Here is a 14,401-nt window from a genome sequence, read left to right as displayed (position 1 = left end):
TTATTACCTCTACAACCACTCACATTCCACTTATCCGCTATCTTCTTATTGCCTTCACAACACCCACATTTCCAGTTTGCCTATTAACTTCTTTATATCGGCACAGTAACAGTTTGCGACTGGATAGTTGCACTTTGTGCAGCTATTACAGCTGAAATATATTTGTTTCTAATCTTAGTTGCACTTTGTACAACTAAAAAACGGCAAAAGGAGCTTTTGGTGGTTACTTCGCTAATATAGTTGCACGAAGTGCAATTATATCGCTTAGCACCTTAGGTATAGTTAGTTTAAGTGCACATAATGCAACTATTTACGTCAGAGCCATAGAGTTGTACTTTGTGCAGCTATTATAGCTGAATATGTGTTTTTTCCCTTTTAGTTGCACTTTGTACAACTAAAAAACGGTAAAAGGAGCTTTTGGTGGTTACTTCGCTGATATAGTTGCACGAAGTGCAACTATATCGCCTAGTGACCAAAGAAATGTTAGTTTAAATGCACAAAGTGCAACTATTTACGTCAGAGCCATGGAGTATCTAAGCCACAGAGTAACTAAACAACAGAGTGATCAGAATCGCCAACAGAGTTGAATTTCCTCCTAGCCTGCTACTTATCTATTACAGGCGATAATGTGTCGTTCTGTTGTACATTCTGCAACAGAACACGGAGGTCGCACAAGGCAACCTCCGCACTGAGCACACCCAACAACATTCAACACACCAAACCCAAAACACTTCTTGCAAACTCTACGCTACGCAATTCTCCGGAACTCTAGCAAGCTCACTGAAAATATAGGTCATTAAGTCCAATTAGATTTTGCCTAAACCTGCATCATCGCCAACCTCTTCATGGGTTTCGATGACATAGTTGACGATTTCATTAACCGTTGTATAAGCAACGCCTACATAAGTATCAGCCGCGCCATAATAGATGGCGATACGGCCGGTTTCTGCATCATGCAGAGTAGCACATGGGAATAGGACGTTATTCACAAAACCTCTTTCCTCGTACCATTCTTCTGGCGTTAATACAAAGTTCTTCGAGCGATATTTTACTTTCGAGGGCTCATTGATGTCCAAAATAACCGCTCCCATACTATACACAAGACCATTGCACGTTCCAGTTACGCCATGGTAGAACATCAACCAGCCTTCAGTAGTTTCAATCGGCGCTGGTCCGCCACCAATTTTGACACTTTGCCACCAGCCTTGACCACCCTTGGTCATTACATGGCGGTGTTTTCCCCAATATACGAAGTCAGGGCTCTCACTAAGGAATACATCACCAAATGGCGTATGGCCACTGTCACTTGGACGGGACAACATCACGAAGTTGTTGTTGATTTTTCTAGGGAACAGTACACCGTTCCGGTTGAATGGCAGGAATGGGTTTTCCAAGCTGATAAATGTTTTGAAATCTTGTGTTTTTGCTACTCCAATAGCTGCTCCGTAGAAATCTGTACACCAGATAATATAAAATGTATCTTCAACCTTCACCAGACGCGGATCGTAAGCATAACGCGGCTGATAAGGATTACCTTCTTCATCTATAAATCGGATCGGCTCATCATCGATTTTCCAATCCAAACCATCCACACTATGTCCCATACGCAGATGCGGACGAGTAGTGTTATCTTCTACACGAAATACACCAATAAAACTGCCTTCATACGCAGCAACCGCACTATTGAAAATACGGGCTACACCTTTTGCAGGATTTCTTTTGATAACCGGATTATCATTATGTCTCCAAATCGGATTCTCGTAGCCAGCAGGCTTTTCTTGCCAAGGCATGTTCGGGATGTTAATTGCACTTGCTCCAACCAATTTTACTTCACTCATTAGTTTTCCCTCCAAATGTATGCAACTTTTCAGTATGCTATTTTATCTAGTACTGTTATTAAATTTACTGTTGAGCTCACTTTACAGAACCTTGTGAAAAACCATTATAGATATATTTTTGCAAGGCGGTAAACACAACCAATGTAGGTATAATTGCGATCATAATCGCCGCACATATTACTTCCCACTGCGATCCATATGGACCTTTAAACTTAAAGAGTGCTGTGGAGATCGTTTGCAGATCTGTTTTCGGCATATAAAGGAAAGGGGTGTAAAAATCGTTATAAATATTAACACCCTTCACGATCACTACAGTTACAATCGCCGGCTTCAACAGTGGCAAAATAATTCTCCAATAAATCGTCCAATACGAAGCTCCGTCCAGCATCGCGGATTCATCCAGTGACTCGGAGATCGAATCCAAAAACTGCATGAAGATATAAACAGCGATAATATCCGTGCCCAAGTACATAACGATTGGTGCCCATCTGGTATTAAATAATCCCAAGTGATTGATGATTTGGAAAGTAGCCACTTGTGTAGTTACGCCTGGAATCAGGGTAGCAATCAGGAACATACTAATTAGGATCTTACTGCCTTTAAATTTGAAGCGCGATAAAATATAAGCCATCATCGAACCCGTCAACGTAGCACCCGCAATAGAAATCACAACGATAATGACAGTATTTTTAAAACCGAGCAGCATTTTTCCGTCTACAAAAGCCTTAGTGTAGTTGGAGAAATTCAACCAATTCTCTGGCAGCGTTAACGGTCCGGTAGAAGCATATTCGGCTCCGGTTTTTAATGAAGCGAAAAACACGACCACGATAGGTATCAAAGCTACAAGTGCTCCCAAAATCAAGGTGAGATATTTGAATATACTAGCAGTGGTATATTTTACAGAATGCATAGTTTATTTCTCCTCCTTGATCAGAACGCGCTGCAAAATAGTAACTATGATAACAATACCCAGCAATACCACGGCCATCGCCGATGCCAAACCAACCTTGCTGTATTTGAAAGCTACATCGACTGTCTGAATTACGAATGTACTACTTCCGTTAGATCCGCCTGTCATGACGTACGGAATTTCGAATACCCCAATGGCGCCACTAACCGCAAGAATCAAGTTCAATTGCAGAATACGTTTAATGCTTGGCAAAATAATATGCATAAACTGATGCCATCTGTTTGCACCGTCAATTTCAGCGGCCTCATAGATATCCTTACCAATAGAAGAAATAGCTCCTAGGAAAATCAGGAAGTTCATTCCCATGTATCTCCACAGTGACGCACCTGCGAGCGAGAAGTTGATCAAGTTAGGATTCAGAAGCCATTTCTGCTGCAGACTGCCAAGCCCAATCAGATTAAGAATCGTATCTAACGTTCCATCTGGTTTGAAAAAGAACAGGAAGATAAAACCGATTGCTACACCGTTTAGCAAGGTTGGGAAGAACAAAATCCCTTTAAACAAGTTTTTCATGCGAACACTAAAGCTCAAGATGGTTGCAAAATACAAGGCAAGTGCCATCTGAATAAAGGTGGTAAAGAAATAATACAAGCTGACCTTAAACACAGAAAAATACTCAGGTTTCGTAAAAATGGTCTTGTAGTTTTCTAAACCGACATATTCCATATTTTTGCTCAATCCATTCCAACTGGTGAAGCTGTACCGAAACATACTGATGACTGGATAATAAGCGAATGTGAGCAGCAACAATATCGGCACTAATGAGAATAAGATGATGATAGCGATTCTTTGATTTTTATAGCTCAAATTTGAAAACTTAAACACCCGATACACCTCCAGAAAAAGCATCCTCATTTATTTAAGACTCGTTTAAATGTGAAGGGGGAAATGCTTGTTAGCATATCCCCTCCCACATTCACTACCGCCTATAGCATCTAAGAAGCTTATAGTTGTTACTGTGCTGTGACTTTAGCGCGAGCGGCTTTCCACTTGTCGTTCAGGTCCTTCATGATGTCATCATAGGATTCTTTTCTGTTGCCAATCGCTGCTTCAATAATCCGTTTCTTGAAGTCTGGCTGCCAAGCACCGATCTCAGCTTGTTTGTCGATTTCATCAGACCAGCCTTCTTCGCCAGCTTTAGCAGGAGCAAGAGTATCAAAGGTTACATCTGTACCTTCATATTGTTTCAGGATTTCTGGAAGCTCTGCACCGATAGCCGGGCTCATACCGCCGCCTTCAGTTGTAGGATAGTTAGATTCGTTGATGAACCAATCCACCCAAGCTCTAGCAGCTTCTTTGTTTTTACTGTGCACGCTGACACCCAGATTGTAGTCACCAGCAAGCGGCACAAGGATTTTATCCGCATTGGTTGGGAAAGGCATGAATCCAACATCGTCTGGATTTGTAGCCAGGCCTTTGATTTGCCCAATTGCCCAAGATCCAAGCACCATAGTCCCAATTTTTCCGTTGGCCAGATCAGCTTTGGAAGATTCCCAGTCTGTTGTAGTTGGATCTTCTTCAATCAAACCTTTTTGTGCTGCATCGTACAGAATTTTGTACAATTCATAGTGTGGTTGACCCGCTACATAGTTGTCGTCGCTAGCCACTTGAGCAATGTTCACATAATCACGGTCACCAGCTACTGTAGCCAGATCCGCTTCCCATTGTGTCAATGTCCAGCCTGCTGCGTAATTTGTGTAAAGAGGAACAGCTTGTGTTTTGTCTTTAATAGTCTGCAGGGCAGTCAAGAATTGTTCAGGGGTTTTGGGAACGTCTGTAATTCCGGCATCTTTGAAGACTTGTTTGTTATAGATAATCCCGTTAAAGTTGATGGTCATCGGAATACCATAGGCAACTCCGTCTACTGCACGTTCTTCCAACCCTGTGTATTGTTTGCTCATTTCTTCAAGCTTGCCAAGGGGTTCGAAGAAATCAGGAATATCTTTTACAGCTATGCTAGTAGGTAACAAAAGAACGTCGCCATAATCACTAGTGCTCATACGAATTTTAATTTGATCTTCGTAAGTAGCGAGCGCTTCAAAGTTCACCTTTACATCAGGATATTTCTCATTAAATTTAGCCGCATACTCTTTGAATACGGTATCAACAATATCTGTTCTTTGCGTTATGACTGTGATATCCCCTTTGATATCCTTAGCTGCTGTACCATCAGCTGGAGCAGTTGCCTCTGCTGAAGAACCATTGTTTCCTGTGTTTTTAGCAGCTTCATTGTTAGTGTTGTTGGTTGAGGAACAACCGCTAAACAATCCCGCCACAAGTGTTAGTGCCATCAAGCCCATCATTGTTTTGCCTTTTTTCATGCTGTTACGACCCCTCTCTTCAATTCAACTCTAGTTTTAGGTAAATAACAAAAATAATAACTTTTATCATCACTCATAACTTGAAAGAGTAGCCATTAATACCGGATTATCTGAATTACTCTTGAAAACAAGTGATGATATCGCTTACAAACCCATTATAAATCTATTTTCGACGCAAAACGATGGTTTCAATTGCTTTTTCTGGTCTTGTATTTGTTATTTTTGTTTTACTTATAACAATTTTGTTATCTAATTTATAAAAATATCCACAAAAAAAGAGAGCTTTTCGCCCTCCTAATAAATAACTTCCTATATATGCCTAAAACTCACGTTCAATTTTCGGGAATTTACAGCCGCTTTTATAATCCTTAGGTGTCATACCACACATTTTCTTGAACAATTTATTAAAATATACCGGATCGCTATAACCCACCTTCTCGGCAATTTCATAATTTTTCAGGTCAGGATGCTCCATTAACAGTTCCTTTGCTTTAGAAATTCTAATCCGAATCAGATAGTCTGTGATCGTCTGCCCCGTCTTTAATTTGAACAAACGGCTGAGATAACTCGCATTCATGCCCACCATCTCCGCTAGGCGTTCAAGCTCGAAGTTCTGATCATACTCTCTCTCCAGAATACTTTTTGTCTGCTCAACTACATAATGTTCTCCACCATCCGCAGCTTGTGAGAAAATCTCCTCATGATCCGTCACGGTCTTTTTCTTTACATCCTCTACTCTCTTAAGCAGTTCATATAGCTGAGTCTTATCAATCGGTTTAAGCAAATAATCCATCACCCCATGACGGATCGCTCGACGGGCATATTCAAATTCACTAAAACCGCTAAGGACAGCAATAGGGATATCCTCCATATGGTCTCTAGCCTGTTCAATCAGCTTAAAACCATCCATTCTAGGCATTTTGATATCTGTAATAAGCAGATCTATATCCTCCCGGGATAACTTTTCTAAATGTTCCCAGGCTTCCAACCCGTTGCCGTAAGATCCAATTACATGTACGTCTATTTCCATTCTGGATGTGATTTTTTCGAGCCCCCTGCGAATGACTTCCTCGTCGTCCGCAATCATAACATTTATCATTTGAGTAATTCCCTCCAGTTGTATCCGCCAGTTATTATGATTGCGCTATCATCACGAATAGTATCTCCCCATGTATTACGTCAATGTACGATTGCGCCCTTTTATAGTCTTATATTTACTATAACTAAAGTTATTCAAATTTCCCAGCTTCAACTACAAATTGTCCTTGAAATCATCTGCAAAAAAGTATATAACTAAATTAAGTTGTTATTATAAACTAACAAAACAATAATAACTATCTAACAAAATGAAGATTGCTAATTTTTCTATTTTTGTGTGTAAAGTGAGGATTCTCGATGATGTTAAACAACGAATACATTGCAGGCGTAACCTGGGGTTTCTCGGGTAGACGTGGTTCATGGACAACAGAAGAAGCTGAGTGTTCGCTGGAATTAATGTCCTCTGTCACCGGAGCGAACTGGACGGCCATTGCGCTCAGCGCGCTTCAAGCTACCGCTCATTCTACGGAAATTCCCTACTGGGAGGCTCCAACCGTTAGCGACGAAGAAGTGAAATGGACTATCAGCAAAGCGAAGTCACTGCAGCTAAAAGTATGCCTGAAGCCGATTGTTAATTGTGCTGACGGAACTTGGCGTGCCCATATTAACTTTTTTGATAAGGATGTCCCTTGCGAGCCTAAATGGTCTGAGTGGTTCAGCTCTTATACTAAATTTATTCTGCACTATGCCGCTATCGCTGAGGAAACAGGCTGTGAAATGTTCTGTATTGGCTGTGAGCTTGTACAGACGGATAGACGCGAAGCCGAATGGCGTTCGCTTATTGCTGAGGTGCGGAAGGTCTACTCAGGTATTCTTACTTATAATTGCGATAAGTATCAGGAGGATAACGTAACCTGGTGGGATGCGCTCGATGTGATTTCTTCAAGTGGGTATTATCCAGCTAGTGATTGGGAGGCTCAGCTCGACCGGATTGAGCAAGTGGTGCACTCACAGAATAAGCCGTTCTTTTTCATGGAAGCGGGTTGCCCAAGCCGGAGCGGAAGCGCCGCGATTCCCAATGATTGGACCTTAAAGGGCGAACCAAGTCAAGAAGAACAAAGTAAATTCTATCAGGCAATGTTTCAAGGCTGTGAGCACAGAGATTGGGTTCAGGGCTTTATGCTCTGGGATTGGCCTACTCATCTTTATCCAATTGAAGAAGCAGTACAGAATGATGATTACTGTATGTACGGTAAGCAAGCCGCTGGGATCATCAACGAATATTTCACCTCAAAAATCACCAAATAATGTGAGGAGTGACTGATTACAATGATTAATTCACCAGAATTATGGTTGACCCAACTTGAGGATGAGCTGCAGGATAATATTCTTAGTTTTTGGATGAAACAGACGAAGGACGAAGTGAACGGCGGTTTTATAGGTGAAATCGACAATCAGCTGAACATTACTCCTAACGCAGAGAAAAGCCTTGTGCTTAATGCCCGGATCCTTTGGTCCTTTGCGAGCGCTTACCGGATCTACGGTAAACCGGAATATCTGGCGATGGCAGAACGTGCTTATACCTACCTGATGGAACACTTCATTGATAAAGAGTATGGCGGATTATACTGGATGGTGGATGCTGAGGGCAGACCTTCTCAAGAGAAAAAGCAGATCTATGGCCAATCCTTTGCTATCTACGCACTGGCTGAATTCTACCATGCGACCGGACGTCCAGAAGTCTTAGAGGATGCGATTCAATTATTCCAGCTAGTTGAAAAATACGGCTATGATTCTATTTATAAAGGTTATGTCGAAGCTTTATCACGGGAATGGCAAATCACTGATAACCTCAGTCTCAGCAGCAAAGATATGAATGAAAAAAAATCTATGAATACCCATCTGCATGTTCTGGAAGCGTATACCGGTCTCTATCGAGTATGGAAGTCGGAGGAACTAAAGAGCACGCTAACTGAGCTAATCGAAACGATGCTGGATCATATCATTGATCAGGAAGGCCAGCATTTTCATCTTTTCTTAGATGAAGCATGGAATGTGAAATCAGATATTATCTCCTACGGACATGACATCGAAGGAAGCTGGCTGCTGGTGGAAGCTGCTGAAACCCTTGGAGAAGAGCAGCTGCTGCAGCGTGTGCGAACAGTCGCTGTCTCCATGGCAGAAGCCGTTCTTGCGGAAGGTATTGATAGCGATGGAGGGATATGGAATGAAGCTGACCCAAGCGGGCTGCTGAGCAAAGATAAAGATTGGTGGCCGCAAGCTGAGGCGGTTGTTGGATTCTATAATGCTTATCAGCTGACTGGTGACAGCAAATTTAATGAGGCTGCCCAAGCCTCCTGGACTTTTATCGATAAATACATGGTGGATCACAAGCTGGGTGAATGGTACTGGGGCGTGGACGAGAACCTTCAGCCCCTGCCTCACGGATCAAAGGTTAGCGCCTGGAAATGTCCTTATCATAACAGCAGAGCCTGCTTCGAAATGATCGCACGACTGAAATCAACTATAAAGGAGACTGTCTAATGTCATCATTATTCCAAGAACGCAAACAACAATTAACAGAACGTTATGAAGCCCTGATCGCTCGCAAGAACGAAAAGCTTCCTTATGGAAACGGCATTTATGACCGATATGCTCATCCACTGCTAACTGCTGAGCATGCGCCCTTAATCTGGCGTTATGATTTTAACCCAGATACCAACCCTTATTTTGCCGAAAGAATTGGCGTCAACGGCGTCTTCAACCCGGGTGCTATTGCACTGAATGGCAAATTCTATCTTGTTGCTCGCGTGGAAGGCAATGACCGCAAATCTTTTTTCGCTGTAGCAGAAAGCGACAATGGCGTGGACGGTTTCCGCTTCTGGGATCATCCAGTTGTGCTGCCGGAGACAGAAGTTCCTGATATCAACGTCTACGACATGCGCCTCGTTAGCCATGAAGATGGCTGGATCTACGGCCTCTTCTGTACAGAACGCAAAGATCCAGATGCTCCACATGGTGACCTTTCTAGCGCAGTAGCACAGTGTGGTATTGTTCGCACCAAAGATCTGAAGACCTGGGAACGTCTGGCGGATCTCAAAACAGGCTCTGCTCAGCAGCGTAATGTCGTGCTACACCCTGAATTTGTAGATGGAAAATACGCTTTCTACACTCGCCCACAAGATGGCTTTATCGATGCAGGTTCCGGTGGCGGTATTGGCTGGGGACTCTCGGATACAATTGAAGATGCCGTAATTACCAGCGAGACTATCATGGACGAACGCTACTACCATACCATCAAGGAAGTTAAAAATGGCCAAGGTCCAGCTCCAATCAAAACTGCAAAAGGCTGGCTGCATATTGCTCATGGTGTACGCAACACAGCTGCTGGACTCCGATACGTGCTATATGCTTTCTTATCTGACCTGGATGAGCCAAACAAAGTTACTCATTCACCTGGCGGTCATTTCATCGCGCCAGACGGTGAAGAACGTGTCGGCGATGTCTCCAATGTCGTGTTCTGTAATGGCGTGATTGCACGTGATAACGGTGAAATCTATATTTACTACGCCTCCTCCGACACTCGTATCCATGTGGCTACAACTACCGTTGACCAAATGTTAGATTATGTGCTGAACACTCCAGAGGATCCCCTTCGTTCTTATGCTTGTGTACAGCAACGTATTGCTCTTATTGATCGTAATTTAGCATTGTAAAAAAAGTTCATAAACCCTAAAAATCAACAGAGCAGCGATTCTCCTATATTAGGAGGATCGCTGCTCTGCGTTTTGATCATTCACTGTTTGCTTCAAGCGAATATCAATCATCCAGAGTAACTTAAGGACTCAGATGACGCTATTCACATGTATTTAGCCTTCAAAGTAAGTTTTCGGACTCCAGGGGCGCTATTCCCTGAAAAGAGTCCCATTTGGGGCGTTTTCTAGGCCGATAGCTGCGCTGGAGTCCGTTAGCATTGTAAATATCGGATAATACTGCATATAGGGTCTGCTGTGTCCGTTAGCAGGTTACTATGCGTATTTGATTGTGGTTTTAATTGCGTATTTGATAGTATTTGCCGTTTGCCTTTTCGACACAAAAAGCCTTTTACATGACGCACATCCATACTTTTCAGCCCATTCATGAGTAATTCCTATAGATTAAGCTCAAAATAGGTCAGTAACCCCTAACTCCAAGGAGGCTGAGATATTAATGTTCAAACGTATGGATGAAATCATGATTGAGATTCCTGAAGTTGAGAAGCCCGATCCCAATGCTGCTGCCGCTGTTCAGGAATTACTTGGCGGAAAGTTCGGAGAAATGTCGACCCTTAACAATTACCTCTTTCAATCCTTTAATTTCCGTTCAAAAGACAAACTGAAGCCTTTTTATGATTTGGTGATGAGCATAACAGCGGAAGAGCTTGGCCATGTCGAGCTGGTTTCGCATGCCATCAACAAATGTCTTCGAGGGTCAACAAGTTATAAAGAGCCCGATTCCACCCCTCTAGGGTCCGCAAAAGATGCGCGTCTATCCTATCACTTTCTGGCTGGTGCACAAGGGGCTATGCCTTTTGATTCAACGGGGAACCCGTGGACCGGAGCAAACGTCTTTAATAGCGGCAACCTAGTGGAAGATCTGCTACATAACTTCTTCCTCGAATGCGGAGCCAGAACACATAAAATGAAGGTCTACGAAATGACAGACCATCCAGCTGCACGCGCTGTAGTCGGATTCCTTTTAGTCCGTGGTGGTGTCCACGTGGTCGCTTATGCCAAAGCCATCGAAGTGGCAACAGGTGTTAATGTAACTAAGCTCGTGCCGATTCCTTCGTTAAATAATAAATCATTCAGCGAAGCAAAAAAATATGAAGAAAAAGGCGTGCATACCAAGCTATACACCTGGAGTGAAAGTGACTTCGGCGCCATCGATCAGATTTGGAAGGGAACCCACCCAGAGGATAATCTTCCGCTTGAAGTTATTCAAGGATCCCCTAAAGGCTTTCCGATCCCCGTTGCTCCGGCAGTCGAAGAGGAATTCGCTCCCGGAATCTCCCCCGAAGACTTTAAAGAAATTGCCAAACGTCTCAAAATGGCTGGAAACATTACAGACTAATATTCATAGTGAATCTGGTGAGGAAGTTACTTACAATCTTCCTTACCCTAGATTCACTTTTTTTAATTGTACAAACTGCGGAACTCATCCTCAAGCATGGACATCAGAATCATGTTATGAAACTCTCCGTCTACATAAAGAGCATCCCGCTCCACACCGTCGCGTTGAAAACCAAGCTTCTCATAGACATGAACGGCTCTGGGGTTAAAAGTATATACACCGAGATGGATGCGATGCAGCTTCATAGTTTCAAAGCCATATCGTAGCATTTGAGTCATAGCTTCAGTCCCGTAACCCTTACCCCGATGTTCATGCCCACAAATGCCGATCCGGATATTTGCACTACGATTGTCCGGATCTATTTCATTTAGTACCACTTCTCCAATGAGTTCACCCGTGTCCTTTACTATAATCATAAGATCCACACGATCCTCGGCTGGAACACTAATCTTACGAATCCAAGCTGCCGTCTGCTCACGGGAGAAATCTCCTTGCGATCCTGTTAATTGCCCCATCTCAACATCAAGCAAAAAATTATAATAAGCCTCCAGATCGGATGCTTGCACACCGCGTAGTTGAATCTGTTCGCCTTCAATCTTTGGCATGGCAACTGATTCTGTCATAACTAAACTCCCCCTTACTCAAGCAAAACTAGATTCCATGGCTTATATACTTTTTAGATCAACATAGTTCTAGTCTCGCGGCTTATCCACGGAATCACGATGTACAATATCCGCTGCAATAAGAATTTTCTCAAGCGGTGCAGAAGGATTATGAATACGGCTCAGAAGTTTCTCCACTGCGGCTCGGCCCATCGCTTCTTTAGGAACATGAACAGTTGTAAGCGGTGGAACGCCTCTTAAGGCATCCTCAATATTATCAAAGCCAGTAACCGAGATATCCTCCGGAATATTAAACCCTTCTTCCTTGAGGATGTCACTGACCGAAAGGGCTGTGGAGTCGTTAGCGCAAACCAAGGCTGTCGGGAGTGTTTTGGCTTTTTTACGCTTATTCACCCAGTTTTTAAAATCCTCCTGAAATAAGTCTTCCTCCACCCCTTCCAGAAAAAGATTCGCATCATCTTCCAAAGGCAGTCTTATTCCGCTCTCCTCCAGCGCACTCCGGAAGCCAATCCACCGGTCGCGGAAACTGCGTGAGAATCCAATATTGCCGATAAAATGCATTTGGGTATGGCCTGTGCCCATCAAATGATTCGTAAGTCGAGCCATAGAATCCACATTATTCGCAAACACGGTATCACTTGGAATTAGCGGATCTTCATGGTCAATCAACACCATCGGCAAACCAATACGGTGTACCTCAAGCAGCAAGGAAGTAGAGATTTGGCCCACACCTATCAAACCAAGGATTCCATTGGGATTCAAAATATTAACGAAATTATCCGCACGGTTCTCGGAGATAATGACCATCCCAAGCCCTTCCTGATCCAGCGCAATCGCAATACCATCCACAATTTTTCCCCAATACAAGGAATCCTGCGTCTGAGAACGAATATTCGGCATTAACACCAGCACGGATTGCTTATTCCGATCCCCGCCACCTACCGGGGGGGTGCGTTTTATGCCTTGGACAAAAGCATTTTTCTGCGTAAAATAACCCAGCTGCGATGCCGCTTGAATCACTCGCTCTCTTGTCGTCTCATTAACGCCGCCCTTACCCGAAAGTGACTTGGAGACAACGAATTTGGATACGCCGAGATGATCAGCGATTTTTTGCATGGTGACCTTTTTAGCCATATATAACCCTCCAGAGAATGTCATCAAATTTATGTAGTACTAACTTTAAGGCTGAGAAGTTTGTGGCGCTCCTGCCCGCGCTTCCTTCCATTTTGCATTTAATTCGTCAAAAGCCTTTTGTAAATCAGGCGCAGCCAGTAACTCCTGAATATAATCCCCGGACCAAAAGGATAGCTTGGCTCTATTCGCCAGCTCGATGAACGCATCACTTTGTACAGTAGCATCGAGTAGCTTAGGCTTATAAGATAAAAACTCACGGTACTGCGACATAGAGGGATTCAAGCTTCCATCTGCCGGAAGGAATCCCCAATCATCTCGATAGGAAGTCTCCTTCACAAAAAAATTCAACCACGCCATAGCAAGCTCTTTGTTCTTGGTATATTTACTAACCCCCATGAACCAATCTGGATTGATCGGCGCATAATGAGCACTGCTATTATCATACGGAAACGGGAAGAATCCAATATCATCCGGGGCAGCCCCCACATCAAGGACTTGTCCAATCGTCCAATTTCCCAGTAAATACATCCCTGCTTGACCTTTAGCTAGCTTAGTCTTCGATATCTCCCAATTGTTCGAGAATAGTTCATCTTCAACATAGCCTTTACCAATTAAGGTTCGAGCAATGGAAATTGATTTCCCCCACTCATTATCAAGCTGCCACGGGTTATCCTCATTTACCATATTATTTAGATACTCTGGATTACCTGTCATATAGTTAACCAAACTGTTTCCCCATTCACGTAAAGGCCAAACGGCTCCATAATTCATATATAGGGGGATAATACCCGCTTGTTTTAATTTCGCACAAGCTTCGTAGAATTCATCCAGCGTCTTAGGAACAGTAGCTATTCCTGCTTTTTCGAATGCCTTTTTATTATAGACAATCCCAACCGTAGTAGTCCCCGTAGACAGCCCATATCGTTTCCCGTTATACGTAGCAAAAGAGGTGAACCTCTCACTAGCGGCGGTTTCTTCATCCAGCGGCTCGAAAAAATAATCCAGCTCCTTTGACGGAAGATTCACCGGAAGCAACAGTACATCACCAGCATCTTTCGTGGATAGCCGTACCAGAATATCCGTTGCATAATTGGACAAGCCTTCAAATTCCACATTGGCTTCGGGGTATCTCTGTTTAAATTGGTCCGCGTATCCTTGAAAAGTTCCGTTCTCTATCAGATCTATTCGATTGGTCATCATGACTATGGTGCTGGACAAGTCAGACTTCACCTCGTCTCCAACTGGAGGCGGAGTGGATTCCGTCTGCTTATTGTTATTGGCACAGCTACTACTCAATAACACTAAGAGAAGTAACAGTATGGTCCGCATAGTCCATTCTAATTTCAACCCCTTCAACGGACAGCC

12 protein-coding genes are annotated in these 14,401 nt (G+C 43.3%); 4 read left to right on the top strand and 8 right to left on the bottom strand.

Annotation, left to right across the window (positions count from 1 at the left end; all coding sequences use genetic code 11):
• Window positions 1–806: 806 nt before the first annotated feature.
• From NSQ91_RS08115 to NSQ91_RS08095, 5 genes are all read right to left on the bottom strand, one after another.
• Window positions 807–1,838, bottom strand: a complete 1,032-nt coding sequence (locus NSQ91_RS08115) for a glycoside hydrolase family 130 protein (protein WP_036675546.1) — start codon at window positions 1,836–1,838, stop codon at window positions 807–809.
• A 76-nt stretch (window positions 1,839–1,914) separates the two neighbouring features.
• Window positions 1,915–2,748, bottom strand: coding sequence for a carbohydrate ABC transporter permease (locus NSQ91_RS08110; protein ID WP_076126321.1), 834 nt, complete (start codon window positions 2,746–2,748; stop codon window positions 1,915–1,917).
• A 3-nt stretch (window positions 2,749–2,751) separates the two neighbouring features.
• Window positions 2,752–3,633, bottom strand: coding sequence for a carbohydrate ABC transporter permease (locus NSQ91_RS08105; RefSeq protein ID WP_036675555.1), 882 nt, complete (start codon window positions 3,631–3,633; stop codon window positions 2,752–2,754).
• A gap of 128 nt (window positions 3,634–3,761) precedes the next feature.
• Window positions 3,762–5,129 (bottom strand): ABC transporter substrate-binding protein, encoded by a 1,368-nt coding sequence (locus tag NSQ91_RS08100; protein WP_076303824.1) that lies wholly within the window; start codon window positions 5,127–5,129, stop codon window positions 3,762–3,764.
• Window positions 5,130–5,448: 319 nt separating this feature from the next.
• Window positions 5,449–6,228 carry a response regulator gene (locus NSQ91_RS08095; RefSeq protein ID WP_076303823.1) on the bottom strand — a complete coding sequence of 260 codons (780 nt, stop codon included), beginning with the start codon at window positions 6,226–6,228 and terminating at the stop codon, window positions 5,449–5,451.
• Between the two features lie 296 nt (window positions 6,229–6,524).
• On the opposite strand from NSQ91_RS08095, the gene NSQ91_RS08090 reads away from it, so the two are divergent.
• The 4 genes from NSQ91_RS08090 to NSQ91_RS08075 all read left to right on the top strand — a co-directional run bounded on the left by NSQ91_RS08090 (window position 6,525) and on the right by NSQ91_RS08075 (window position 11,279).
• The gene (locus tag NSQ91_RS08090; protein ID WP_076303822.1) at window positions 6,525–7,475 is read left to right on the top strand and encodes a glycoside hydrolase family 113; all 951 of its coding nucleotides are present in this window, start codon (window positions 6,525–6,527) and stop codon (window positions 7,473–7,475) included.
• Window positions 7,476–7,496: 21 nt separating this feature from the next.
• The gene (locus NSQ91_RS08085) at window positions 7,497–8,711 is read left to right on the top strand and encodes an AGE family epimerase/isomerase (RefSeq protein WP_076303414.1); all 1,215 of its coding nucleotides are present in this window, start codon (window positions 7,497–7,499) and stop codon (window positions 8,709–8,711) included.
• On the top strand, window positions 8,711–9,883 hold the full coding sequence (locus NSQ91_RS08080) for a glycoside hydrolase family 130 protein (protein ID WP_076303821.1): 1,173 nt from the start codon (window positions 8,711–8,713) through the stop codon (window positions 9,881–9,883). Before NSQ91_RS08085 ends, NSQ91_RS08080 begins: the two co-directional genes overlap by 1 nt.
• Before the next feature lie 493 nt (window positions 9,884–10,376).
• Entirely contained in the window at window positions 10,377–11,279 is a 903-nt protein-coding gene (locus tag NSQ91_RS08075) for a manganese catalase family protein (RefSeq protein WP_076126309.1), read from the top strand.
• 62 nt (window positions 11,280–11,341) lie between these two features.
• On the opposite strand, the gene NSQ91_RS08070 is transcribed toward NSQ91_RS08075, so the two are convergent.
• From NSQ91_RS08070 to NSQ91_RS08060, 3 genes are all read right to left on the bottom strand, one after another.
• Complete coding sequence (locus NSQ91_RS08070; RefSeq protein WP_076303820.1) at window positions 11,342–11,902, bottom strand: GNAT family N-acetyltransferase; 561 nt, start codon at window positions 11,900–11,902, stop codon at window positions 11,342–11,344.
• 69 nt (window positions 11,903–11,971) lie between these two features.
• Window positions 11,972–13,036 (bottom strand): LacI family DNA-binding transcriptional regulator, encoded by a 1,065-nt coding sequence (locus NSQ91_RS08065; protein ID WP_076126305.1) that lies wholly within the window; start codon window positions 13,034–13,036, stop codon window positions 11,972–11,974.
• Between the two features lie 45 nt (window positions 13,037–13,081).
• Window positions 13,082–14,392, bottom strand: a complete 1,311-nt coding sequence (locus NSQ91_RS08060) for an ABC transporter substrate-binding protein (RefSeq protein WP_081391802.1) — start codon at window positions 14,390–14,392, stop codon at window positions 13,082–13,084.
• Window positions 14,393–14,401 lie beyond the last annotated feature (9 nt).

Source organism: Paenibacillus sp. FSL R7-0048 (assembly GCF_038004505.1).
GTDB lineage: Bacteria > Bacillota > Bacilli > Paenibacillales > Paenibacillaceae > Paenibacillus_AQ > Paenibacillus_AQ odorifer.
Note: the sequence above shows the minus strand (reverse complement) of the source record. Positions and strands in the feature narration are given on the sequence as shown.

Coding starts and splice junctions, on each gene's coding strand:
- NSQ91_RS08115 (WP_036675546.1), bottom strand. CDS start 1,838: ATGAGTGAAGTAAAATTGGTTGGAGCAAGTGCAATTAACATCCCGAAC.
- NSQ91_RS08110 (WP_076126321.1), bottom strand. CDS start 2,748: ATGCATTCTGTAAAATATACCACTGCTAGTATATTCAAATATCTCACC.
- NSQ91_RS08100 (WP_076303824.1), bottom strand. CDS start 5,129: ATGAAAAAAGGCAAAACAATGATGGGCTTGATGGCACTAACACTTGTG.
- NSQ91_RS08095 (WP_076303823.1), bottom strand. CDS start 6,228: ATGATAAATGTTATGATTGCGGACGACGAGGAAGTCATTCGCAGGGGG.
- NSQ91_RS08090 (WP_076303822.1), top strand. CDS start 6,525: ATGATGTTAAACAACGAATACATTGCAGGCGTAACCTGGGGTTTCTCG.
- NSQ91_RS08085 (WP_076303414.1), top strand. CDS start 7,497: ATGATTAATTCACCAGAATTATGGTTGACCCAACTTGAGGATGAGCTG.
- NSQ91_RS08080 (WP_076303821.1), top strand. CDS start 8,711: ATGTCATCATTATTCCAAGAACGCAAACAACAATTAACAGAACGTTAT.
- NSQ91_RS08075 (WP_076126309.1), top strand. CDS start 10,377: ATGTTCAAACGTATGGATGAAATCATGATTGAGATTCCTGAAGTTGAG.
- NSQ91_RS08070 (WP_076303820.1), bottom strand. CDS start 11,902: ATGACAGAATCAGTTGCCATGCCAAAGATTGAAGGCGAACAGATTCAA.
- NSQ91_RS08065 (WP_076126305.1), bottom strand. CDS start 13,036: ATGGCTAAAAAGGTCACCATGCAAAAAATCGCTGATCATCTCGGCGTA.